Source organism: Candidatus Woesearchaeota archaeon (genome assembly GCA_016214075.1).
GTDB lineage: Archaea > Nanobdellota > Nanobdellia > Woesearchaeales > DSVV01 > JACRPI01.
In genome coordinates this window covers 1-25417 of the sequence record JACRPI010000028.1, presented here as the reverse complement: position 1 = coordinate 25417, position 25417 = coordinate 1, and the positions used below count along the sequence as shown (strand labels likewise).

Below are 25417 nucleotides of genomic sequence, written 5' to 3'. Positions count from 1 at the left end.
TTCTTGCTTGTCTTATCAAACCGTTAATTTTTTGTACTATGCCTTTCTTCTCTTTCATGGGAATCGCCTCACGATTCCCCCAACTGCAGCCTAACGGCTGCTTTTGGTTTTTTAATCTATCGAAAGATTTTCACCAGAGCCTTTGGGAACACTATTTTTAATACCAAAACTCGTGAAGAAGCTTGATGTTCCTGAACAAATTACAGAAATTCTGTTAGGCTTACTTCTTGGTCCATTTTTTCTTGGAGTAATCACAAATCAACCGATTATCGAGGTCATGGGCACGATTGGGATTATCGCGCTCTTTTTCGTCGCGGGGTTTGAGGTAGATGTGCGAAGTATTGTGAAAAAGAAAAAGACACTGCTCGAAAATGGAATGCTGCATCTTGTTCTTATTTGTATTATAGCGCTAATAGTCGCGTTACGTGGTAAAAATATAACCACAGCGCTGCTGATCGGAATTGCCTTAGTGACTCCCTCTGCGGGATTCATATTTGGCGCTCTTCGTTCGTTGCAATTACAGGGCTATATTGTGGAGTGGATTGAAACAAAAGTGATCAGCGCGGAAGTTCTTTCATTATTACTTCTCTTAATCATAACAAACCTCAGTCAACCCCTACGATTAATAATAGTCATCAGCGGTTTTGCGGCGGTATGCTTTTTGTTGCCGTATATCTTAGAATTCTTCTTTTTGCGTATTCTTGGAAAGACCAATATGCAGGCAGATACATTTTTTATTTTTGTTATTGCGGTGGGCCTCGCGTTTACCACACATGTGATTGGTGTCCACTATATTATTGGTGCGTTTATAGTTGGTTTGATTATGCGCTGGGCAAATGAATCAAAACATAATCAAACGTCATTAAATGAAGAACGAGTTATGGCAACGTTCAGCTCATTTACAACAATCTTCGTTCCATTTTATTTTTTTTCAGTAGGGTTAATGATAAACAAAAGCATGATGTCCTGGAAAAATATTATTTTCGCGATACTGGTCTTTGGAGTAGTAATTACAATCAAAATACTCACTGCTTTTATCCATCGAAGACTCACGTTGAAGGAAAGTTTCAAAGCGTCAATAATGGTAGCGCTCCTTACCGCGCCGACACTTTTATTCACGTTCGTCACAGCGGAGATTTTATACAAAGCAAACAGCATTTCAGAAGATACCTATGGCATCATGGTTATGTATGGCTTATTAACTGCTGGAATTCCATTAGTCGCGAATTCCATAGAAAAATGGATTAAAAAAATGAGGAGCATATAATGTACATCGAAATCATTATCATCATTGCGGGTTTAATAGGACTTTGGTATGGCAGTGACCTTTTGTTGACAAGCGGCAAAAACATCGCGAGACATTTTGGTATCTCTGATTTCTTTTTCGGACTCGCGTTTGTCTCAATAGGAACATCAATCCCTGAAATCGCGGTTTCCATCGCTGGCGCGATTGACCGTTTGAATGGAATTGAAACAAGCGGAATAGTTTTGGGAGATAAAATTGGAAGCGCGATTGTCAATATTACGTTGTTTATGGGTATTTTTGGATTGTTTATAATTCTTCGACTCAAGAAAAAAGAGCTGATCACGCAAAGCATGTCTCTTATTGGATCGACGGTTTTCTTCTTTTTACTGGCGTTTGATGGCGTGCTTTCCAGAGGGGATGGTGTATTATTTCTCATCGCCTTTGGACTTTATTACGCGTACCTCTATAAAACAGAACCAGTGCGCACAACAGAAAGAAAACCAAAGTTAGAAGTGGCAAAAGACATTATCTTCGCGATCGCGGGAGTTTTGTTTATTATTGTTTCTTCAAACGCGGTTGTCATGCATGGCGTAAAACTCGCGGAAGCGCTTGGAGTAAACCAAACACTCATTGGCATCTTTTTAGTGGGAATCGGAACTGGCCTTCCTGAACTTTCCGTGATGCTCGCGTCCGCGCGACATAGGATGATGAGTTTATCGATGGGAGATCTCATAGGAAGCAACATTGTTGACCTTTTGCTTGCGACTGGTCTTGGGGGATTAATCTCTTCGTTTATTGTTGATAAAAGATTACTCGCGTTTGATATTCCGGCCCTATTCATTTTCTCTGTAATTCTTATTTACTATTTAAGAAAAGACAGCAAAATAACGAGAGTGGAAGGCATATCACTCATTATCCTGTATCTCGTTTATGCCATCATGGCAATCCGGCTAAATGGAAACGTGTAAAGAGGAAAAGGGTGCCATCCTATCCAGCAAGTGAAATCAACGACTTTCCATGAGAAATAGCTGTATTGTCTGCGACATTTTCAGAATTTTGTTTTTTCATATCTCAATAACACAGACGCACCACTCGCAGGCATCACAATCGCAGCAAGCTGCAGGGTATTGCCTGCTCGTAGTTCGGTGCGTCTGTGGAATTATAAAATTGGGTCACTGCAAGCAGGGAGGTATTATTTCGAGCTATGCTCGTAATACTACGAACCTTCGGTTCGAAGTAAACCCAATTTTACAATAAATAAAATTACTTAGGGATTCCAAAAGGTAATAAGGCGATTCATGGAGGAGCAGAGCGAATATTTTCTAAGCAGCAAAGAAAATACACGCACCAGCAGACCTTGTACTGTCAGGGGGACCCATGAACAGAAGTAACGAACGAAAGAGAGAAAAATTTGGAAGAGAAATTTGGTGAGTGGGGTTATTTTTTAGAGAAAAAGAATTTTACCTTCATTTTATATGGCGGAAAAAGAATTGCATCATTTGAAAGATCGGATGGCACAGAAAAGGGGAAATAATTTAAAGATCAAGAAATCATAAAAAATAATGGCCATTACAGGAACAGAAATAGGGAATTATTTCTCACAAGGTGTTTTTCCAAGACTGGAAGATATTGTGGACACACCTTTAACAAATCCAGAAATTCTCTGGACAATTCTTCCACTGCTTGGCATTGCGTTTTTCATTGAGCTTTATTTTGGAAGATACAAGACAGAAGAGTTAGGCTGGAATACCGCGTTTGGAAATACCATTTCTTTGTTATGGGTCACGACAGCGTTGTTTCGATTTATGTATGAAACACATGGTGCTGCAGTCTTTAGTGAGTGGAATCTTGCGGGGAATACGCCGACGATGATTATCATGTATGCGCTTGGATTATGGGCACTCCTCCTTGCGATATCCAATTTTTTTCATATCTTGCCAAAGCAGATTTCTTTTTTTGTGTCATCAACAATTCCAGTAAATGTCAGCGCAGTCGTCACGACAGTGCTTGTTATTGGTCAGTTTCAAATCAACAGGATCACGTTAACCGCCGCATTGATTCTCTACATCGCGTTGGCAATACTATTCGCGACAATTCAAGCGATTGTTGTACCATCCGCGGAAGCAAAGAAATACATCCAAGAGTACAAAAAGAGAGCAGAAGAAAAAAAGAAAGAGCGGGAAAATAATTTTTATCATCATGTCGATCTCATCAAAGAAAGAATAAAAGCGCAGTGGAACGCGACAATTGCGACGATTAAAGGTTTTTTTCATTCTAAAAAGCAGGAAACAAAAAAATGATCGACCCAAGACAGACAGCGCTTCTGATAATTGATATGCAGAATGATTTTGTGGAAGAAGGAGCAGTTTTAGAAATTCCATCCACGCGAAGTAATCTCAAAGAATACCGCGCATTCATTGATTTTTGCAGAAAAAAAGGAATCACAATTATTTATACGCGACACTGTTATGATGCAAAAAAGAATCCAATCGAAGCGCGTTTATTCCCACAACTAAAAGAAGCAGGTCTACGAGAAGGAACTCCAAGCTGGGACGTTTGTGACGCTCTAAAGCCAGAAAAGAATGACATCATTATCAATAAAACACGATATGACGCGTTTTATAACACAAATCTAGGAAATATTTTGAAAAATAAAAAAATAAAAAATCTCATCATCACAGGAACAATGACTGAAGTGTGTTGTGAATCCACGGCGAGAAGCGGAATGTTTCAAGATTACAATATTTTCTTTTGCGCGGATATGAATTATACCCTTTCTCAAGAAGCGCAAGAGAATACGTTGAAAGGAATTGCAGCGCATTTTGGCGATGTGACAACGACAAGTAAGATAATGAAGCTGATCAAATAACATCAACGAAAGTCAAAAGCGACCGACCACCACCGATCAATAGATCAGATGACATGCTCGCTTCGCTCGGGTCGGTCGCTTGGGACTACTAAAGTTTTCCACCATTGAAATAATCGTACCACTGGTGACCGCTTTGCTCACACCAGTGGAAAACTTCAGTATTCTAATGCCTGCTGTTTCAGCAATCGAACTGCTTCTTGCGCTTCATCAAGGGAAGTGGTATAATACAAAGTAGGGCAGGGAAGAACTAATGCGTCTTCTTTTCTTCGACGCACATACTGTACTTTCCCAGGACGAAGATTTCTGTGATGTTTTGCAAGCTGTTCAGAAGGAACAGAGACAGTTGCATCATGGTCTGTAGAAGTAGTAGTCAGAGTTTGGAGATCATACGGAAGAGAATACCCACAATTTTGACTAAAGCAAAGTTGCCTGCGAATTGCTTCTTCTGATTGTGGAGAAGCGAAATAGAATTCTCGAGTAAGTAAAGCGTCAGGACTAAAATCAAGTTGAAGAACTGCATGAACAACGCCATTGTTATGATATGCACCATTATCAGGTCTTGTAAGGTTAGTAATTGAGCGAACGCCATAAACACTAACATCTAAAAAATCGCGCGTGTGCAATCCAACAACAAGATATCCTGCAGGTTTGGATGTGCGTTCTGCAAAAGCTCGTGGAAGTAAACCTGTCACATCCGCTTGTCTCGGCGCAGTTTCAAATAAGTTTTCAAGTGCCATAAGAACAATAAAGAAGAATCTCTTTTTAAAACTCCCTGAAAGATTTAGTCGGATTGGAATAAAATCAAGTGAAATTCACAACACATATAAATAAGTGATAAAACCAAAAACGCATGTTATCTGAATTCATCATCACGTTTCGAGAGACGTTAGAAGTCGCGTTAATTGTGGGCATCATTCTAAGTTATTTAACAAAAACAAAAGAAACAAAGTATAATCCTGTCGTTTATGTTGGACTTGTCGCGGGGCTTGTCGCAAGCGTTATCGGCGCGATTTTATTCAATACCCTTGCTGGCGGCTTTGAAGGAGCGGCAGAACAAATCTTTGAAGGAATTACCATGCTTCTTGGCGCGGTTATGCTGACCACAATGATTTTGTGGATGATGAAGCAAGGCAAAATCGCGGAAAAACTTGAAGCGCAGGTCGCGGTGCATCTTTCCAAAGCGCAGCGATTTGATTTATTTTTATTGGTCTTCCTCGCGGTGTTGCGAGAAGGAATTGAAACAGTTATTTTCTTGAACGCTGCGGCGATCGCGACAGGTGGAAATAGTCTTCTTGGCGCGACGTTAGGAATTGGAGCAGCAGTTATTTTAGGATATTTAATTTTTGTCGCGGCGGTTCGCGTCCCATTAAAAAAATATTTTACAGCTACAAGTGTTTTACTATTACTTTTTGCGGCAGGATTAGTTGCGCATGGAGTGCATGAGTTTGAAGAAGCAGGCGTGTTGCCACCAATGATCGAGCATATTTGGGACATTAATCCTGCGTTGAATCCAGATGGCAGTTATCCTGCGTTGCATGAGAAAGGAGTAGTTGGAGAGTTCATGAAAGGCTTGTTTGGGTATAATGGAAATCCTTCGTTGTTAGAAATCTTCAGTTATGTGACGTATCTTGTTGTTCTTGGATTTGCGTGGAAAAGAATTATGGCAAAGAAGGATGTTGTGGTAGCGTAGGATTTTTCAATTTTTTTCTTTGCTATTTTTTGTATAAGCTGCGTTGTCTTTTCATCAGTAAAAGAGTCACCGCAAGAAGAAGAAATGTCTGCTGGAAATTCACCTAAGAAAACACCAAACATAGTTTCCTTTACTTTTCCTTTTTTTAATTCCCCTTTATCGCATAATGGACATTTGACCATGAATTTTCAGAGCTTTCTATGATTATAAATTTTCTGCCTCAAAAGACAAATCTCGTGAGCCGTTTTGTAATCGCCAAGCAAAGACCTTGTATGTCTACGCAATCTTTTATTTTTAGTATTATTTTTAATAAATATTTGAAGATACTAAAAAGCAAAGAGGGTGCGTGTACATGAAAAAAGATCAATTTACAAGCAACATTTTCACAACCACTCCCTCACAACATAATTCTGGCACAACATTATTCCAATCAGAATAATTCTTTCAAGTACCTTTATAATGAAACCCTCTTTCAAAAGAATAAAATCCATTTATCGGAGGGAAAAACAATGGCAAAAATAACATACGTCACATCAGAATCAGTAACAGAAGGACATCCAGATAAAATTTGCGACCAAATCAGCGACGCTGTTCTCGACAGCTTAATCGCGCAAGATCCCTACAGCAGAGTCGCTGTGGAAACAATGACCACAACAGGATTAGTTGTTGTCGCGGGAGAAGTCACCACATCAGGATTCGCGGACGTCCAACGAATTGTCAGAAGAAAACTCAAAGAAATTGGCTATACAGATCCTTCTTTTGGAATTGACTGCGAAGACGCGGGAGTTCTTGTCTCTATTCATGGACAGAGCGCGGATATTGCGCAAGGAGTAGACGAGAAATCAGGAAAAGAACAAGGAGCTGGAGATCAGGGAATGATGTACGGCTTCGCGTGCAAAGAAACACCTGAATTGATGCCATTACCAATTATTTTAGCGCACAGATTAACAGAAAAATTAGCATTTTGTAGAAAGTCAGGATTAATCAAAAACATTGGACCAGATGGAAAATCGCAAGTCAGCGTCGAATACCATGACAATGTTCCAAAAAGAATCACCGCGATTGTTATCGCGTGCCAACACACAGACGACATGAGTGAAGATGTTCTTAAACAAGAAATTACAGAAAAAGTCATCAAGCCAGTCTGCGCGCAATATATGGACGCGGCAACAAAATTGCACATTAACGCGACAGGAAAATTCGTGATTGGTGGTCCAGAAGGAGATACTGGAGTCACAGGACGAAAAATTATTGTGGACACATACGGCGGTGTCGGAAGACACGGCGGTGGCGCGTTCTCTGGAAAAGATCCATCAAAAGTAGATCGTTCAGGAGCGTACGCTGCGCGATATGTCGCGAAAAATATTGTCGCTGCTGGATTAGCGGACAAATGTGAAGTTCAACTCAGTTATGCGATTGGTGTCGCGCGACCAACATCAGTGAATGTCGATTGTTTTGGAACTGCGAAAGTTTCAGAAGAAAAGATTGTCGCTGCGGTCAATAAGCATTTTCCATTGACGCCAAAATGGATTATTGAAACATTGCAATTGCGACGTCCTATCTACCAGAAGACAGCGGCGTATGGTCACTTTGGACGAAATGACGCTGACTTTACCTGGGAAAGAACAGATATGGCAGAAATACTCAAGCAGGAATGTTTGAATTAGTTTTTTTATTTTTCTTCTCTTTCCAATATATAATTTTCTATAAATTTTACCCTATTTACTATTTTGAGAACAACATTCATAAAGTAAATCACTATTATTCAGAAAATGGCAATTCCCCTTTGTCCCTACTTCAATGTCTGCAATGGATGCGCGTGTCAGCATATAGACTACTCCCTGCAACTTGAAAACAAAAAAAACGCATTGAAACACGCAATAGAATACAAAGAAATAGAAGTCTACGCAGACAAAGAATATTTCTACAGGAATAGAATGGACTTTTTATTTTTCGAAAATGGCGTAGGATTTCGCCAAAAAGAACCAGCAAAGCGAGTAGATGTTGAACAATGCGTTATCGCGAATGAAGGAATAAACCTACTCCTCAAGGAACTAAGAACTTTCTTCAAAGCGCCAATAGACGCGTTTGACAGCAAGAAGAAAAGTGGAACATTGCGATATGCGGTAATCAGAGCGCCACAAAACAGCACAGAAGAATCTTCTATCTCATTCACATTAAACAGTGAGTCTGCGAGAATTGCAGAAGCGACAGAAAAGATAAAACAGTTTGCGAAACAAACAACAGCAAAAAATATTCTCATCACCTATGTTATTCCCGATGAAGAGGAGAGTATTTCCAGTGATTACATTATGATCAAAGGCAAAGACATGCTCAAACAAAAGATAATGAACAAAAATTTCAATTATTCTATCCAAGGATTTTTCCAGAACAACACCGCAATGACAGAAAAAATGCACATGTACGTCAACAATATTCTCAAGAAACACAACACAAAAGACGCGTATCTTCTCGATTTGTACGCGGGCGTCGGAACATTTGGAATAATCAACGCAGAGCTTTTCAAGTCAGTAACAATCATTGAAGGATTTCAGGGCTGTATTGATGCGGCGAAAATAAACATAACAGAAAACAACATAAAAAACGCGACAGCATTGTGCCTTGACGCGACGCATTTGCGAAGAATAAAGTTCAACAACCCGTTGTATGTCATCACTGATCCACCAAGAAGCGGCATGGACATGAAAACAATTCAACAAATTATTGAGCTGCGACCAGAAGCAATCATCTACGTTTCCTGCAACACCCAGCAATTAGGCAAAGACGTCAAGAAATTCAAGAAGTATGAAATAAAGAGCGCGGCGTTGTTTGATTTATTTCCGCAGACAAATCATAGTGAAGCAGTAGTCGAATTAGTCAGAAAGGAAGCATGAATTTTTTAAAGCAAACACGCTTTCTCTAATAGAATGGTCGCAGGCTTATCTCTTGAAGAAAGATGCAAAGAACTTGCAGAATTACGAAGGAGAGATAGAAAAACGTTTGTAGCGAGAAGAGAAAGAGTAATCCAATCTTTAGATGATTGTGAATTAGGTGATTTTATCAAACTCTTCTTTCTGGAGAATAAAAAAGAATTTCCTATTCCAGAATTTCTTGGCACAGAAGAAGTGTTTGATCTTTTTGGTTATCTAGTTTATGAAAAATTGGGAATTACTGGAGAACGACCACAAGATCTTCTTGATACAGTGTTTGAGGATTATGGAGTTCTTGATGATGAAAAGTGTCAAATCTATCTAAAAGAAAAGCAAAAAAATTCTCGTGGAAGGAAACTGGAAGTGTTCTGGAAGAAAAAAGAGCACGCACCTCAGAATGCAAAGACTCTCGTAAAATATGCGTGGGAACATGTATGGAAAGGACAGTATGGTATTCCTGAACTTGTGACAATGAATGATATTGAAGAGACCATAGGAAGTACAGTATACGCCCCATTAGGATTGAGGATAAGAAGCTCAAATGCTTTGCTAAGAATACTCTTCCCTAATTATGGTATATTAAATGATGATAAATGTAAAGTTTTTTTTGAACGAACAGATATAACATCAAGAAAAAGAATGGAAGTGTTTTGGGATGGACATAGAGCAGAAGGGAACGCAAGAAAAGCAATAAATTATATGTGGAGAAATGTATGGAAGCCAAAGTATAAAATCCCTGAGCTTATTACAGAAGAAGACATTACAAATAGTGTGGGGAATGGTATCTACAGGGCATTAAGAATTAGAGGTAAAAATTCAAAAGAAGTTTTAAAAAAGATATTCCCTCATTATGGTGTGCTTGATGAAGAAAAGTGTCGCGTTTACGAAAGAAAGAAAGATTTTCGTTCAAGAGAGATTATGGTTGTTTTCTGGAGTGGAAAGTATACAAAAAGAAATACAGAAACAATGCTTTATTATATCTGGCAGAAATATTGGCGAGGGTCTGCTTGTCTTGAAGACATTCCAAGAGAAGATATAAAAGAAAGAGTAGGACACGGCCTTTATGATACATTAGGTGGAGAGAATAAATATGTTGTAGCAACATTAAGGAAAGTGCTTAAAGAAAGGGGAATAGAAACTACCTAAAAATCAATCTATACACCACATAAAACACGCTTAAAATCAAACTAATCACAATCGATGTGGTAATCGGAAAATAAAACTTGAAGTTTTCTTTCTCAACGGAAATATCGCCAGGCAATTTTCCTAAAGGCAGATATTTGCTTCCAAATTGCCAGAATAATCCGACCACTACAAGAATAATTCCAGCAATGATAAGCATTTTCGCGGTGTCGTTCATCTTCTTCCAAAACATTTCGCTTTAATGTTCTCCTGCTCTTCTTCATATGCGCTAAAACTCTCAAAAGAAAGCTGTGTTGGTTCTGCGTCAAATTCATCCTGCCAAATCGCTGCGGCTTCTTGATAAGTAACATACTCGATAAGACCTTGCTCACGATAGGGTTCGAGTTCAGCAAAAATTTCCTGAAGACCATCATTGGTTATAACTTCAGAGTCACCGTTTCTTACTTTTTCAGTATCACGAACGTGAATCAACGCGGAATAAAATTGTCCAGATGGAATCTCACCCTGCAAGAGTTTCTCTGCAAGCTCTTTGACATATCCCGCATTGCTATACAAAATTTCGCCACTACTCGCTTCTTTTTGTCCCATCAATGTTTGATCATGAGAATATCCTTCTCCAATATAGATGATCTGACCATCTTCCTGATGTTCATAAAAGTCCGCTTCATTCCCTGGCCTCCACGCGCCGCTTGTATGGTCATCTGCGAAATGTCCACCACTTGAAGCGCCGCTGATAAATTCAGGTTTCCAGACATAATCAGGATATTTGATTCCATAAATATATCCATCATCTTCTAATCCAATATCCGCGTGCCAATCTATTGTAGTGACAGGATTAGAAGGACGCGCGCCGCAATCAAAAACTTTTGAACCACCAACAACAGAAGAAGGGGTGACGCCAAGTTGTTCGATAAGGTACGCGACATCCGCGTAACTATATCCTTCTTTTTCATGGAAATGCGGATCAACACTAAAGCCAAGATCAACCATATACTGGAGAATATGCTTTCCATCGGTGCTAGTGAAAAGACTTTCATTCTCAAACGCGATCATTGCGTTGAGGACAACAATGTCAGATTGCCAATTTAATTTCGCGTCATACTCTTGAAAGAGTTGAAGGCGCTTAACAAGGTCACCGCGGTATTTTTTGTAAAGCGTTTCAGTTCCAACGTTCCACGTGTCTTCGTTGTGTGAGTTGAAAATAACGTAAATTTTTGTTTTCCCATCATAGTCATAAGTCTGTTCATCAGTGCTTTGCTCAGGAATATTATCATAATCCTTTTCAGGGAACGATTGTTGAATGCGCGCGTCATGTTGTGGTTTTAGAAGATAAAGAACACCAGCGATAAGCAAGATAACAAGGATGAAGAGGATGCAAAGAACAAAAAGAAGTCTATTTTTTTTCGCCATACAGAAATACTGAAAGGTATCTTATTTATGTCTTTTGTTTTTATAGAGCGTAACAGAAAATAGTCCAAACGCTTCTCCAAGAAATCCCCCCAAGAAGACTGCAGTCAAGAGAGAAGAAGTGCCAAAAAGAAACGAAGATGCGACAAGAAGTCCCAAAAACCCATACAAAAAAGAAGGGGTATCTTTTTGCGCGTCAGAACCATAACGTATGGAAAAAAAGATATGCAAAGCGCCAATAAAGAGCAGTGTCACAACAACAACGAGCGGAAAAAGAAGAGGAGAAGAAAATGCAGTAACCAAATTTTCAAAAACCATCATGGACACCCAAATATGTGAAAAGAGAAGAAAAAGAAAGAAAATAAAAAAGTATCGAATTATTCCTGAACAATTTCATCAGGAGCTGTCGTGAAGTACGTAATCGTGACAGAGAATCTGTTTTCATACATATCAACACCTTCTAAAGTAACAGCAAGGTCTGCAATACCATCATAATCATAATCCGCGAACACAGTTTCGCCTTCTTCGAGATTGTATGCTCTGTTCAAGACAATATCAACAGTGCCATCCTCATTGAGTGTTTTAAATTCAATGCGCTGCGTATTACTGCCAACAAGGACATTGACGACATACCCTGCTTTCATAAATCCGAAGTACGATTGCCCAACAACTTCAGGCAATGTTTCGACCATGGAATCTTGACTTGGGAGATATGTTTCACCATCGTCTCCGCCTAATCCCACAAACGAACCATTCTGGGACGCGAATAAATAATATAACACCACTACGAGAACAACAACGATGCCTCCAACTATGACATTACGGGGAACACCCTTTACAAATACCTTTTTTGATTGTTTTGATTTTTTCTTTGCCACTACCAGCACCTCCAATACAATTGGTGTTACTGTTTGGAGACGAGTATTTAAAGATTTATGTAAACACAAACGTAGTAACGAGAAAGAACCACTTAGGAGTGTAAAGGACGTGATCTCGAGGGAAAGAGTCTATTGAAGTCTTCGCAACTTATATAAAGAAGCAGAATTCAAGAAATTAAGCAAGGAGAATTCAACAACTTCATAAAGAGTTTAAGAGAAAAATTCTGGGGTGGAAATATGAAAAGAATAATAAGTTTATTTTTGTGGGTCTTAGTTTTTTGTCTATCTGTTGGTATTGTTTTCGGACAAGAAGAAAGAGAAGAATGTGAAGGGTTACTTGAGCTCGAGATGCGACATACTCAATTAGAACAATATGTGATTGAGAATGAGTTAGAAGTTCCTGCTCCAGAGCTAAGAGAAATCACTGAAGTGGAAGAGGGAAAAATGCCTTCCTGCGATGAGCAAATAGATGTTGTAACGAACCGTATTGAACAATTAGAAGTATATATTGAGGAAAACGATCTTGATCTTCCAGAAGAGCCAAGTGATGAAGAAGCAGCGGCACTCAAAGCAAAAATGGAAGAAAATGCACCAAATAAGAAGAAAGGCAGTGAAATGTTTGCAGAAAAAAGTGAAGGTATGCCTTCTTGTGAAGCAGACATTGCAATGTTGAAACAACGAATAGTAGATTTAGAAAAATATATCGAAGAAAATGAGTTAGAGCTTCCTGAACCAAGTAAAGAAGAGCAGGCACGCGCAGAAGTGTTGAAAGAAGCGGATGAAAGCGCAAAAGCAGCTGATGAAGAGCGTGAAGGAACAATCAAAGAAGAAAAACAGCAAGAACCTCGAGAATTCTTTAAAGGCATGTTCAAGAAATTTACTGGATTTTTTGGCGGAAATAAAGACGCTGAAAAACAGCCATTTATTGAACCTCCAATGATGGAACAGCCAATAATGGAAGAACCAAAAGAAGGGACTGAAGAATAGAGTGTAATAATTTGTTGGGAATACTCTATTGTTTCATCAGTTCATCGCATGAAGGGATTTCTGTGATTTCTTTTTCTTCTTGCGATCGCGCATTATATCTATACAAAGTAGCATACTGATACATATTCACATAACATGTGCTTAGGTCACTCAGCCTTCCTGTCACATGCGTGTACTCTCCTTTTAATTTTAGGATTGTATAATATTTATACAAAAGATCTGCCTCTTTTATTTCGCTATTATCTGGCGTGTTTTCAAATAAAATACGAGATTCGCCAAGAAAATAATAGAGTGGAGGCACAATCTCTTTTGGATTTTCGTCTATTGTTTTTGCAGTTTCATAGACCATTTCCTTTACTCGCTCATCAAAAACACTTCCAAATACTGAAACAGGAATATAGGAAAGAGGTTCTGGATCTTCATAACCAATATCTTCTGTAAAGTCTCTTTTATTATCTGTATAATCTGTAAAATCTCTTGTATATCTTATTGGATAATCTGTAAACCAATATCCGGTGTCTTCTGTGATCGCCTCAGCTATATCTGGAAACGACACTCTTGCTGCTTCAACAACTGCTGTTGCCGTTCTTTCGAATCTCTTATCAACATGATATTTTGAACCTTCATAAAGCAAGGCACCTAATACAATTGTTCCCAAGGTCATCTTTGCTGCTGTTTTTATTATTTTCATTCTTTCCTCCAAATGAAATTATCTTTATAGTCTGATAGAATGGATGAGAAGATAAGTTTATGTTGTCTTACAGGTTACTACATAAATTAATATCATAAGAAGCTTCTCTTTATGTTATGGAAAAAAATCAAGTAACTAAACTTTTTGACATCGCGAAGCTTGCGACAATCCTTTATGTCGTTAATCCATTCTCGTGTTTATCTGAAAATTCTCAGGACGCACGTCATGATGACCCGAGAGTAACGGGAAGATATTCGGCAGTCTATGGAAGTACTAATGCAACGCAAAAGAACGACAGCAAAGAAAAACCATTACTCTATGACCTCAAAGAAAAGCCAAAAGTGATTGTATTTTCCGGTCACGAGCTGAATAATGGCGGCGCGACGAGTATTACAGGAGTAAACGAATATGAATATAATGACTGCATTGTTGCCCAGTTTAGAGAGCTAGAATCTCCTCTTGAGTATATAACGCATCTCGCGACAGAAAACATTGATCTCAAAAAGCGGCCTGAACTTGCGGAGCAATCAGACGCACAAGTATATATAGAGATCCATCATGATTCAGTGAATAAAAAAGATCTTGATAACGCAAAAACTGCAGGAAAAGACGGTCAGCAAGTGTATGGCGGTTTTTCATTGCACATAAGTTCCAAATGGTTTTATGAAGAAACAAGAAGCATTGCGATAGGAATGAAAGATTGTTTTATAGAGACAGGTCTGCGCCAGAATACATACCATGCCCAGGAAGACACAGGAAGAATGCAGGAAATTGATGAAGGAGTGTATGAGAGATCAGGACTTTACATCCTTAATACTGCGAAGATTCCAACACTTCTTGTCGAAGCAGGAAGCATTGTTGTTCCAGAAGAAGAAGTTTTTATGAGAAAAAGAGAAACACAAGAAACAATAGTTCAATGCATTGACGCGACATTGATTCGTTATTTTGAAAAGAAATGAAAGAAAATTTACTCTTTTCTTCATTCTTTCCATGGACCTAGTGGATCATGAGGAAGTTTCTCATACCCTGAACAACGATGATAATTATCCAGCACTAACATTAATTTTTCATCGATAGTAAGATCGTGTGATAGGGAATCAACTTCTTCTTGATATTCGATACCCCTTGCAACAATCATCCTATCTGTAGCAAGACAAAACTCCGAAAGACAAGCCTTATCATTCTCATCATCAAGACAAACTAGATACCATTTAGGCGCAGCAAAAGCAGACACTTTACATTCCATCCATTGTTTTTCAATAGTATATTTTGCACGAAAGTATTTATCCTTGTAGCTTACAGATTCACGAGTAAGCCCGCTATTTTCTTCTTTAGCGGATTCTACTCTTCTTCTTTCATCTGCAAGTTGTTCTTTAGTTACTTCTAGTTCTTCAACAAGTTTTGGATCCGCTCTTGGCACATACACAGTCCTATTGCCGGCGGCTTTGTAGCCATCTAACTCTGTTTTGCATCCGTCCAAAAGACGAGAGTAGTATTCATCTGCAATATATTCCTGCCTGCCTGCTGTTCGCTCTAAGTCCCAAAGACATGATTCATATGACTCATCAGAAGGAATATCACCACAAAGTTCCTTAAGAAACGCTTCAGAAACAAGCGGTTTTGCGTCTGAAGGAACAGCATCAATTGCTGCTGAAGAACAATCCACTGCAGGACATTCTTTCTCAGATATCACCGCCTGACTTTTTCCATAGAAATATGCGCCAACACAAAGTACAGCGGCAAGAGTACCTGCGAAACCAATCCCTACTCCTGCTAGTTTAGCGTAAGTAGAATATTTTCGAAGAGCTGCCTCAAGGCGCCCATTATTATCCCTAAGACGTGAAACCTCTTCTCTCAATCCTGCTTTATATGTTTGAAGGGTCGTCGCCAATGCAGCAGAACCTGCCTCATAATGAGCATGATTCAGTCCTGCTTGTCCCAGAGCAGAAGGAAGAACAGCAGAAATTTCATCTCGAAGTGTTTCCAGTCTTTCAGCAAGACCAGATGGTGAAGCGACAACTGTTGCTGTTCTTGCCATTGTCTCTTCTCTATTCTTATCAACATAAGAAGAGATTATGTCTTTAAGTTCTTTACGTAAAGATGCAACACGTGCTTTATCATAACGACCTAAAGGTTTTTTTGCTTCAGCAAGAAGTCCATCTGCTATTTCTGCAAGACTCGACTGCTCTTCTGGAAGAATTTGAGCAAAAGAAACTGAATCGTTACCTGCTTCATGAAGTGTTTTTCCTGTAAAACTCCAATAAAGAAGTCCTGCTGCCTGATAAAGATCACTATGACGAAGCACGTCCGAAGAATTGATTGGGGGTGCATTTATCTCCGCGCCCGCCTTGAAGATAGTTTCTAATGTCCCCTCTTCAAGAAGAGAAGGATACGCCCAATTGCTGTTCGATTCAATTTTATTTGCATGTTTGTATGAGCTGTCATTTTGTCTTTCTGTTGAAAGACCGCTCAGATCTTTAAAATGTCCTATCTCACCAGAAGTATCTTTTGTTAAACTAGTTCTGATTGCATAATTAAAATCAAAAAGACGAATGTCATATCCGTGTTCGTTATCTACACGAACAAGAATATTAGAAGGATCAAAATCGTTCTGACTGAATTTACCATCAAACAAATCACTTTTATCAAGAAGAGCAGAAAAAACACCCACTCGCATCATGACATCATCAGTAGTATATCCTCCATGTTTACCTTTATTTTCTGCTTTTAGTGTCAGATTTTCGCTTATTTTAGTAAACCGTTTTTTCTTCTCAACGTTATCTGCTTCAGCTATTTTATAACTAACTCCAAGCTCAGTGCAAAGAACCCCTTCCAATGTTTGATCTGGATTTATTTTTTGTATTTTGATTGCTGGTTTTTGTGAATCTGGATCAATTACGGCTGTATCAACAGAAAGAATAACAGATTCTGATCCACTAGTACCAAGAGTAGATTCAATAAAGTCATATGCCGCACGTTCATTATTAAGAGCAGCTGGAGAAATACCCATACGCGACTTCGCAAATTTATAAACATTGTCAGCATCATTTTCATATGTTACAATTGTCGCCAAATCTCCCTTATGTATTATTGTTTGATTCTGTTGTGCCATTTATTTCACCTGCTCGGTTGTTATTGCTGTGGAAATGATGATTTCATCGTTATGGCCAATCCAAACCCCTTTAAAGAGGTAAGTCTGATCATCGGAAAGAGTGCCTGCAAAAGGAGTGAATGTTTCTGATGTGCATGCTTTCACACCATGTACTGCTTTAAGTTTACTATAATCACAATGACTGATAGTGGAAACATCAGCGGCAAGAACATCATTGATACTAACGGCATCCGCGTTTGTGTTAAGAACAAACCTATAAGGATCATTGTAGTTCAGCGTGAGAAGCGCATCTGCGTAATAAAGATGAACGCCTGTATCTTTTCGCTGAATAACATTCAATCCCAAAACACATTGTACCTCTTGAATATAATTAGGGCCATTCTCTGTTGGAAGAAATGCATATGCTCGGGAATCAAAAGGATTTAGATAGGCAAACCTATTGTCAGGAGTAACGCAGAGAGAGAGGAGTCCAGCAGTAGGTTGTTCTTCATGTACTTTTTCAAAAAATTGAAGAGTTTCTAATAAAGGAAATTCTTTTTTCTCTAACTCATTTTTTCCCTGCTTTTCTTCTTCTTTTTGTTGTTCTTCTTTGGAAACCTCTTTTGGAAGAGAACTCTCTGTCTGCTCACCAGAAATAAATTCATAAAGACCATAACCAATCGCGAAAAAACTCGCGCACGCTGCAAGAGAGATTGATCCTAAAGTTAATGCTCCAAAACGTGCAGCTTTACCCAAAAATCCAACTTTTTGAGAACTGTTTTTACTCCCTCCTGTATCTGTTGAGCGTTGGTATTCTCCAAGTTTTGTTTCTAAACCACGTACAGTCATTTCAAGTTCGCGTATTCTTGAAACATAACCTCCTACTTCTTGTTGAGAGGCTAAAAGCGCTTGCCGCGCTTTTTCTTCTTCGCGGGCATTTTCTACTTCCTGCCTTCTCAGTTTTGTAGTAAGGTCTTTTTCTCTTCCTTCACGCAGCTGAATATCCGCAATATACCTCTGAATGACACCATTCCTTTCTTCAAGTGTTGTTTTAAGGACAGTATATTTTTCTTCAACACCAGCGAGCGTTGTCGAGAGTAAAGTGAGTTCCTCTGTCAATTTCTTTCCATTCCTTGTTTGTTCAGCGGAAAGCGCTTGATGCAGTTCATCAAGAGTAGAATATTCTGTTTGAAGTACACTAATTCTTTCAGCAAGAGCACCATTATCTCTAGCTGCAGTCTCCAGAGAAGCGTGTGCTTCCTGTAATTCTTTTGTAAGAAGAAGGACACTCTTTCTTTCGATTGGACGAATATCAATCAGCATCACGTATGTATCGTCAATTGGTTTTCTTACACCTTGTCCATCATCATACATCAAACAAGCGTCTCGAAGCGCTGCAAAACCATCGGGAATTGCTCGGATAGCGTCATATATTTCTCTTGAAGTTCCTTTCATCGAAATTCCATATTGTGCAAAAATGTTTGCCACAATATCTTTTTCCCTCAGTTCATGAAGAAGATAAAATATCATCTCTTCTGGCTTTTCCCAACGATCCATGATCGCGGAAAGAATATCCTCTCCATCAACAGTATTGCAAAGAGTTTCAAGTTCCAATGGAGTGACTCTGCTTGTAAGACCATCTGTGCAAAGAAGAAGATATGCCAGTTCATTTCGTGGAATAACAGTCACTTTTTTTATTTGAGGAGCGGAATGGGTTTCAGCGGAAAAATCTGTGCTTGGAAGTCCAAGAAAATTTTTAGGCCCTGTTCTACCATTGTCAATAACACAATAAGAGAGGAAAGGATCACTATCCTCACGAAATCTTTTTATCTGTGTGTACCCATCTGTGTCAGGTTCAGTAAGGAGTTCAAGTCCGCCAGAAGTTCGATGACCAAAGCCAACACTATCTCCTAAAGTAAGAAGATAAACATATTGATCATCGACAAGAGCGGCAGTAAATGTTGTGTATCTTTTTGGGACAGCTATGCGCAATTCATCATTTGTTTTTGTCACACAATTCTGAAGAAGCCTATCACAATTTTCAGGAGACAAGTGCTCATGGGCAGTCAGATCCTGAAGATTTCTGTAAAAAAGATGTGGCGCAACGGAAGATGCTGCTCGTCCTGAACCCCAGTACCCATCAGCGACAACAAATAACGCAGGAGATGAATCTATATACGCGATGCCAAAATCTTCAGATCCTTTTGTTGGATCTTTCAATCCCCTTTGTGAAACAATTTTATACGATACCATTATACACCCATAAAAGCAGAAGCAAAAATATTTCGACCAAATGATTGAATTCGTTTATTTTGATTGGGAAATTGTACTGCAATGACTTCTGATGGTCTCCCAATCGCTGCTTGAAATGCCGCGCGAGCGAGAAGTTCATAACTTGTAAATGAAATTGCGAAGGAATCATAAACAACAACGAGTTCTGCATCTTTAACTCCTCTTCCTGGTTTTTGTACAGCGAAGACATTTTGAACAGCTCTTTTTGGATTTTTGCCAAGAATATCAAATTCAGCAATGAAGTCTATCTCAGGTATGGAATTATTGTATCTTGCTTTGAAAAGAGCGATATTTCCTTTTTCTAATCCAATGATACCATATGTGCATTGCTGTTTTTGTTCCATGAACGTAAGATCAAAACCAGTTGTTTCTATTGCGGGAGGATCATAATTCCCATTCCACAACGCAAAAGCAGTACAAACAGAGCCTGAAAGTGCAAGTGGATACTTTCCTTGCTCTTCAAGAGTATGGTCGAAAAGAGTAAGAGAGACTGTTTCTCTCCCCGCGTCTTTTTGTTTTCCAAGAGTGTAAACTGAATTCGCGTCAACGCATATTCCAACAGGCTGGGGATAAAGAATATCCTTACGTTGATCGTCACGTTTTCTAGAAACAGTGAGAGATCTGCTGTTGTAGCAGAAGAATCTTCCCTCTTTATGCACTGGATCATCGTCAAGATAAAAGATAATGCCATCATCAAGTGGGACAAGAGGACCAACCGGAGCGCTTCCGTGAAGAATCCGCTCAAGTTCTGATGCGCCATTTGTTCTGAAGAGACCAAGACCGTGTTGTTTTTGATCTAGAGGAAAATTCGTGAGAGACCAATAGAGCGTTCCATCAACATGTGCCATTGCGCCGACAGCACTAGGATTTACTGTTTCTAGAGTTGGAGGTGCGTTGTATCTTTCTTTGAGATTGCCCTTTTCATCATACACAATAACACCATCCTTTACTGAAACAAAGATACCTTCTGGAGTATAAGTGCCATTCACATTCTTTATCGGAACATAGAGCCCATAAGGAGAAACTGTTTTTCCTGAAGATTCCTCCGGAAGAGAAAATTCTCTGTGAATTAAGAAAGGATAAACAGTATCAATAATGCGTAACTCTGAAGGCTTGCCTGCTCCCATATCTCTCGGTAATGCAATAATGTATTTCATAATTTCACCAATCCGTCGTTTTTTATGAGTTTCTCGACATAGCCTGTCAGTACTTGTCCATAGATGTGTTTCCAGAAAGGAGGAACATCCTTTTGTTGTTCAATATCTATGAGCGCTCTCCCACAATATTGTATTCTCTCATACATTGTTTGAGGAAATGTATCAGTGTGATGACCAAGATGGGCAAGAGCAACAGTAGTGATAGAGGAATTACCACGATAAGGAGTGTTTACACGCCATTTTCCGGGCTTGTCCAAAGAATCAAGAGCGTAAATTGCCATAAGGCGCTCATTGTATGTTTTCTGTCCCCACACAGGAGTCAGGATACTGGTAATTGTTTCGGAGATAGATGAGCTCCTTCTAAGGGCGGCATATTCAACTGTTGCTTCTGCGTACGCGACTGCTTTTTTCTGTTCCGCGCCCTTTGAAGAATCAAGAGAAGCAAGATAGTCAAAAACTTCTCCAGCAATAACAATGCCATGAAGATACATTTGTTTATAATTTAGATTAATCCACTCTCTGCGCTGCAGCCAAAAAGGGATACGTGAAGATATTCGCATTTCAGCAATTTCAAATATTGAGTTGTCTTCAGGAGTTGGAAGAGAATAATTTATTGGATCATGCATTTCCGCAGTTTCGCCAAGACCAAGAGTTGCTAATTCTAACTCATGAATCCGACGCTCAAGCGGAGTGATGCGAGAACAATGCTGGGAAAGCGTCGCGTTGCATGAAGGAAGAACGCTTCGAAGAAATGCTTCTCTTCCTGTTTTAAGGCAAATATCCACAAGTTCATCGTATGCCAACTGGAGAATGTACACAGAAGTATGGCGAGGATACTCTGCAAAGCCAGGTCTCAGGAGACTATAAAGAACTTCTACTTTTTTATCACTATCCTTTTCAGACTCAAATACCTTTTCTAGTAATTTAATCCCTTCAACAGTGTTTGGATCTTTCTCTGCTGCTTCTTGAAAATATGCAGAGGCAATAAGATATTCTCCACGAGAAACGTGGAGCATTCCAAGTTCAGTAACCGCAAGAGCGTATTCCACAGGAGCTGCTTCATTTCTGAACGCAATATCTTCAAAAGCGGCGTAGCGTTCGCTAGGATCAGTGAGCGTTCGTGCCGATTCTATTTCCATAAGTATTGCTGTGTTGTCCATAGTCATCTTACTTTGTTCTGATAAGACTTTCTTCTATTTTTTTAATTTCAGCCAATTCATTATTAAGAGCGTTAAAATTTGTTTCAAGCAATTTTACTTCAGTTTCCAAAGCAATTTTTCTGTTAAAAACAGCTGTTCTTTGAGTCGCTTTTTCTGTTTTTTCCTTCTCTTTCGCACCTTTTTGAAATGCGAAAATGTCACGAACAAGAGTTTGAGGAATCGGATCTGCGATATCATCTAATGGAAGTGTCGGAGAAGATAGAGCCCCAATATTCTCACCACTATACGGATTTTTGAAAATTTTGGACAATGCTTGACATTCATTGAGATCGAGCATCCTTTGTCCACCATACATAAGCTGGACAAAGCGTTTGGGTGTGCAGACAACATACCCAATTGAACCTGTTCCTAATAGTAGTTGTGTTTGACGAGGGAGTTCTTTTCTTGGAACAACATAAAAGTGCTGCTGCAATGCAGTCTTGAAGGCAGTGATAAATGCATCTATTGAAGTGTATGGTGTATAAACATCATCCACAAAGTCCAACCCTGTTGTTAAGATAACATCAATAAGAGAAGACGCTTTTTTAAGGCCAGAGTTCTTCGAAATATATTGTCGCTCATCAAAAGTGCGGACAAATTTATTTACTCCAAAAGAAATACCTGTCAAAAGTGTTGCGGCAAGAGAACCAAGCATAAATATTTCGCAATGACTGATTTCTTTATCATCAAACGCGGAAGTTTCTTTGCCGCCATACATTCTTGCAGTGAAATCTACTTTTGTTCTAGCGTCACGTTGAGCTGCTCCAGTAAATGTAGGATCCGCAAGCACTCGATCTGGCACAACAGCATAACAATATTCAGTCAAGAAATTACCCCCCCTATCCGCAAGATAAACACGCGTTTTCTCAAAAAGTTCATCAACTTCGCCATCAAGAGACTGAGTATCGACAAGAACATTTTTTGGAGTAATATCAAGATGCGCGATTCCCTGATTGCGAAGATATGCAACTGCGTCAGCAAGATTGAGAATTGTTTCACCAACATACGCGATCCACGCTGGAGAAGCACGAGAATCTTCATACATTTTAGCAAGATTTACTATTGTTGGCTCTTGATAATCAGCTTTTCTTGTTTGACGAAGACGACAAGCGCGCATGGTTATTTTGAGGCCTGCTTCCTGAGCAAGCGGTGTTCCACCTGAATCACTCTGTGCTTTTAGAGCAGCTAACGTATTTTCTGCTTCTTGATTTATTTCAACACGCAAGGGAGGAAGGAGAGATGGATGATAAAGAAGCGCGTCATGAAGACGATCTGCGTAAAATACATCCCGCACACTTGGAGCGTCTGGTTTAGCTGAAACAGGACGTTTAAAAAAGTTGTGCGTTGTTTTGACAGCAATATCTTTTGTATAATCAACAACAACAGTTCCAAATCTACCCCTGTATTCTTTAATCAGTGTTGTATCACTCATATTTTCACCATTGAATTCATATTGTTATCGTTGCCATGTATCGTGCAGGATTGCTTTGTTGCCCATTATAATAACCAAATCCCGAAATAGTATCATGAACAAGATCATCTCCCGCAAACCGCAGGCATTTTGTCGAAAAACCGCTGATGACAAAACCTGAAGCAATTGTATGAAGTGCATCAACGCCAATGCCTTCTCTGCTTGATACGTATGTTACAAGAGGAATTTTAGGAAGTGGAGAAAAATCCCCGTGATCTCCATGAGCAAAAAATGGAGTGCCATCATAGAGGACTGCAATAACTCCTTCAGAATTTGCTGCTGCTTTCAGTCGCTTTCTATATCCTACCGCTGTTTCAAGAGGAGTTGTTCCTCGTTCTAATCGTGATTCTGTTGGCTTATAAGCAAGGCGTTGTTTTTGTTTAATTCCACCAGCAGATTGAGCAAATGATGTAGGGCTGCCATATCGAGACCATTCCACAACTTCAATTGCATGATCCATTGTGGCAAATCCGAAAAGCGCATCCTTTGTACCAACAAGCGCTTCGAGTGTTCCATCAGTAACAGGATATGCTTTCCATTCTCTGCCATCGCCAATAATCAAGGTATTTCCAGAGAGCGCGACATAAAGTCCATCAGATGATGAAGAACGCAAGAGTTGAAGCGCGTCAATGTGCGCATTTGTTGAGTAGCGCGCGACAGCGTCCCATGAAAAGAATGGTGACCTACGTTCTCTTCCTATTGCGCCAATTCCGTAACCTGGAACAGTGAAAAATAATTCCTTTTCATTAAGAAGAAGAGAAGTCACGCCAACAATGTCATCTCTTTTACTTTTCTGTCCTTTTGTTAGTTCTGGTAACTCACTAAGACGAAGAACTTCTCTCCATGAATTCCCCAACTGCGTTACTCTGAGTACATCAATTCCTGATCGATGTGCACTGTAAAGTTCTTTTGTCTCAGAATCATACGCAAGTGCGCGTGGAATTTTATTTGACTCCAGAGGAACAAGAGAAACAACAGTAAACAAATTGCCATCTTGTTTCATGAAAGCGAGATGAGGATTATTGCCTTGGTAATATGTGGTGACAAAATATTCTCCTTTACCAAGTCGCTGACGTTTCATTGCATGATCGTCAATTTCTGTTGTATATGTTCTTGGTCTTTGTTCCAAAAAGAGCATCGTTTGTTTATACGTTCCACTTTTTTTATCATCTATTGGTGGAATAATTTCAGCAGCCGTTAATTCATCGATGACTCCTTTGACAACAGCAGTTCCTGTTTCCCACATTTGTTGTGTTGTGCTTGTGTGATTTCCAAGAACAACATCTATTCCTTCACGAACAGCACGCATATTTCCTATTCTTCCCATCCAGCCGGTAAAAATTTTATGGTTTGGATCATAAAGAGTAAGCTTCACAAGATCTGACATTTCAGAATCCATTGCTGCGGTGACTGCGTGAAAAAGAACCTCTTCGTAATCTGTCGCTGTTCGTGAGCGGGTTTTCGCATAGGTGAGAGCAACTCGATTTGCATGAACTTCTGCGGAACGAAGAAATTCTTTTCTTTTTTCAGGAGCGAGACTGGAAAACTCAGTATGCTTTAGTATTCTTTCTTCTACAAGCATGTTCCAATGGTCATGCGGACCAACAGCAGAAATAGTATCAAGAGTAGAAGCAGGAATAGCAAGGACATCTCCAAGAGCATTGCGTAATCGTAAGCGATCATTATCGACAGGACAAAATACTGTTTCAGGATCCCTACCAGAAACAGCAGCATACACTGCAGTAGTAATATCAACAGGATTGGAGACAAGAACAACAAGATCACCTGTCTGCTCTAAAACAGAAGCAACCTCTCTAACAGCAAGAACTGCGGAGGGGAATTGTTCTTTACGCATATCCATGATTTCTTTAACAATAGTTTCAAGTTCAGAAGTAAGGTCATTTCCAAGCACATCTTTATATTTTTCAAAAGAGTCAGATGCGTATGCCTCTTCAACGCGCTTTAATGTTTCCCATTCTTTTTTTAGGGAGTGCCATCTCGATGCAAATGCTTCTGGAGAATCATAATCCTCAGAGAGAAATGAGGTGAAGAAAGTACCTTTTGTTTTCCCGTTATAAGAAGGCACAGTATCATTTTCAAGGTGTAAGTCAATAAGATTACACCTGTTTGCATAAACGAGAATACTCCTTCTTCCCCCTCGCTGTTCCAAATCCACATGTTGTGTAAGTGTCGTTTTCAATTCAAGAAGAGTATTGTACGCAATAATCTTAGAGCCTATCCCGAAAGGAATAAATAGTAGCTTTCTCATTGAATAGATATTAGGGAATGGGTCACGTGAGAATGAGAAGAGGTGACCCGATGGGATTAGTTGTTAGAGATGATGGTTGGAGAATTCCGGATGAACT

General features: G+C 39.4%; 22 protein-coding genes. 10 read left to right on the top strand and 12 right to left on the bottom strand.

Annotated elements, in window-relative coordinates; genetic code table 11:
- Window positions 1-172: 172 nt before the first annotated feature.
- The 4 genes from HZC31_05945 to HZC31_05930 all read left to right on the top strand — a co-directional run bounded on the left by HZC31_05945 (window position 173) and on the right by HZC31_05930 (window position 4115).
- Window positions 173-1267 carry a cation:proton antiporter gene (locus tag HZC31_05945; protein MBI5002906.1) on the top strand — a complete coding sequence of 365 codons (1095 nt, stop codon included), beginning with the start codon at window positions 173-175 and terminating at the stop codon, window positions 1265-1267.
- The gene (locus HZC31_05940) at window positions 1267-2214 is read left to right on the top strand and encodes a sodium:calcium antiporter (GenBank protein MBI5002905.1); all 948 of its coding nucleotides are present in this window, start codon (window positions 1267-1269) and stop codon (window positions 2212-2214) included. The genes HZC31_05945 and HZC31_05940 overlap by 1 nt, the downstream gene beginning before the upstream one ends.
- Before the next feature lie 594 nt (window positions 2215-2808).
- The gene (locus tag HZC31_05935; GenBank protein ID MBI5002904.1) at window positions 2809-3546 is read left to right on the top strand and encodes a hypothetical protein; all 738 of its coding nucleotides are present in this window, start codon (window positions 2809-2811) and stop codon (window positions 3544-3546) included.
- A complete protein-coding gene (locus HZC31_05930) occupies window positions 3543-4115 on the top strand; it encodes a cysteine hydrolase (GenBank protein MBI5002903.1) in 573 nt (190 codons plus the stop codon). The genes HZC31_05935 and HZC31_05930 overlap by 4 nt, the downstream gene beginning before the upstream one ends.
- Window positions 4116-4270: 155 nt before the next feature.
- Here HZC31_05930 and HZC31_05925 read toward each other — a convergent pair whose 3' ends face one another.
- Window positions 4271-4852 carry a hypothetical protein gene (locus tag HZC31_05925; GenBank protein ID MBI5002902.1) on the bottom strand — a complete coding sequence of 194 codons (582 nt, stop codon included), beginning with the start codon at window positions 4850-4852 and terminating at the stop codon, window positions 4271-4273.
- A gap of 113 nt (window positions 4853-4965) precedes the next feature.
- Here HZC31_05925 and HZC31_05920 point away from each other — a divergent pair, with 113 nt between their 5' ends.
- The 4 genes from HZC31_05920 (at window position 4966) to HZC31_05905 (ending at window position 9881) form a co-directional block, all read left to right on the top strand.
- Complete coding sequence (locus tag HZC31_05920; GenBank protein MBI5002901.1) at window positions 4966-5805, top strand: FTR1 family protein; 840 nt, start codon at window positions 4966-4968, stop codon at window positions 5803-5805.
- 509 nt (window positions 5806-6314) lie between these two features.
- A complete protein-coding gene (locus HZC31_05915; GenBank protein ID MBI5002900.1) occupies window positions 6315-7472 on the top strand; it encodes a methionine adenosyltransferase in 1158 nt (385 codons plus the stop codon).
- A gap of 105 nt (window positions 7473-7577) precedes the next feature.
- Window positions 7578-8699 carry a 23S rRNA (uracil(1939)-C(5))-methyltransferase RlmD gene (rlmD, locus tag HZC31_05910; protein MBI5002899.1) on the top strand — a complete coding sequence of 374 codons (1122 nt, stop codon included), beginning with the start codon at window positions 7578-7580 and terminating at the stop codon, window positions 8697-8699.
- Between the two features lie 33 nt (window positions 8700-8732).
- Window positions 8733-9881: a hypothetical protein gene (locus HZC31_05905; protein ID MBI5002898.1), complete on the top strand. Its 1149-nt coding sequence runs from the start codon at window positions 8733-8735 to the stop codon at window positions 9879-9881.
- Here the strand turns inward: HZC31_05905 and HZC31_05900 are convergent.
- Genes HZC31_05900 through HZC31_05885 form a run of 4 tightly spaced genes read right to left on the bottom strand, consistent with a single transcriptional unit; the run spans window position 9874 to window position 12163 of the window.
- The gene (locus tag HZC31_05900) at window positions 9874-10095 is read right to left on the bottom strand and encodes a DUF2905 domain-containing protein (GenBank protein MBI5002897.1); all 222 of its coding nucleotides are present in this window, start codon (window positions 10093-10095) and stop codon (window positions 9874-9876) included. The two genes, HZC31_05905 and HZC31_05900, sit on opposite strands and share 8 nt — an antisense overlap.
- Window positions 10092-11288: a hypothetical protein gene (locus tag HZC31_05895; protein MBI5002896.1), complete on the bottom strand. Its 1197-nt coding sequence runs from the start codon at window positions 11286-11288 to the stop codon at window positions 10092-10094. Before HZC31_05895 ends, HZC31_05900 begins: the two co-directional genes overlap by 4 nt.
- A gap of 21 nt (window positions 11289-11309) precedes the next feature.
- Entirely contained in the window at window positions 11310-11606 is a 297-nt protein-coding gene (locus HZC31_05890) for a hypothetical protein (GenBank protein MBI5002895.1), read from the bottom strand.
- Between the two features lie 56 nt (window positions 11607-11662).
- Window positions 11663-12163, bottom strand: a complete 501-nt coding sequence (locus HZC31_05885) for a hypothetical protein (GenBank protein MBI5002894.1) — start codon at window positions 12161-12163, stop codon at window positions 11663-11665.
- A gap of 237 nt (window positions 12164-12400) precedes the next feature.
- On the opposite strand from HZC31_05885, the gene HZC31_05880 reads away from it, so the two are divergent.
- The gene (locus HZC31_05880) at window positions 12401-13150 is read left to right on the top strand and encodes a hypothetical protein (protein ID MBI5002893.1); all 750 of its coding nucleotides are present in this window, start codon (window positions 12401-12403) and stop codon (window positions 13148-13150) included.
- Window positions 13151-13175: 25 nt separating this feature from the next.
- On the opposite strand, the gene HZC31_05875 is transcribed toward HZC31_05880, so the two are convergent.
- Complete coding sequence (locus HZC31_05875) at window positions 13176-13841, bottom strand: hypothetical protein (GenBank protein ID MBI5002892.1); 666 nt, start codon at window positions 13839-13841, stop codon at window positions 13176-13178.
- Between the two features lie 116 nt (window positions 13842-13957).
- On the opposite strand from HZC31_05875, the gene HZC31_05870 reads away from it, so the two are divergent.
- The gene (locus HZC31_05870) at window positions 13958-14800 is read left to right on the top strand and encodes an N-acetylmuramoyl-L-alanine amidase (GenBank protein MBI5002891.1); all 843 of its coding nucleotides are present in this window, start codon (window positions 13958-13960) and stop codon (window positions 14798-14800) included.
- Between the two features lie 20 nt (window positions 14801-14820).
- Here the strand turns inward: HZC31_05870 and HZC31_05865 are convergent, their stop codons facing one another.
- The 6 genes from HZC31_05865 to HZC31_05840 are packed head-to-tail and all read right to left on the bottom strand — an operon-like array spanning window position 14821 to window position 25320.
- Window positions 14821-16953: a hypothetical protein gene (locus HZC31_05865; GenBank protein ID MBI5002890.1), complete on the bottom strand. Its 2133-nt coding sequence runs from the start codon at window positions 16951-16953 to the stop codon at window positions 14821-14823.
- Window positions 16954-19185, bottom strand: a complete 2232-nt coding sequence (locus HZC31_05860; protein ID MBI5002889.1) for a protein phosphatase 2C domain-containing protein — start codon at window positions 19183-19185, stop codon at window positions 16954-16956.
- Window positions 19185-20381 carry a hypothetical protein gene (locus HZC31_05855; GenBank protein MBI5002888.1) on the bottom strand — a complete coding sequence of 399 codons (1197 nt, stop codon included), beginning with the start codon at window positions 20379-20381 and terminating at the stop codon, window positions 19185-19187. The genes HZC31_05860 and HZC31_05855 overlap by 1 nt, the downstream gene beginning before the upstream one ends.
- Entirely contained in the window at window positions 20378-21547 is a 1170-nt protein-coding gene (locus HZC31_05850) for a hypothetical protein (protein ID MBI5002887.1), read from the bottom strand. The genes HZC31_05855 and HZC31_05850 overlap by 4 nt, the downstream gene beginning before the upstream one ends.
- Before the next feature lies 1 nt (window position 21548).
- A complete protein-coding gene (locus HZC31_05845) occupies window positions 21549-23012 on the bottom strand; it encodes a hypothetical protein (GenBank protein ID MBI5002886.1) in 1464 nt (487 codons plus the stop codon).
- Window positions 23013-23028: 16 nt separating this feature from the next.
- Complete coding sequence (locus tag HZC31_05840) at window positions 23029-25320, bottom strand: hypothetical protein (protein MBI5002885.1); 2292 nt, start codon at window positions 25318-25320, stop codon at window positions 23029-23031.
- Between the last annotated feature and the right edge of the window lie 97 nt (window positions 25321-25417).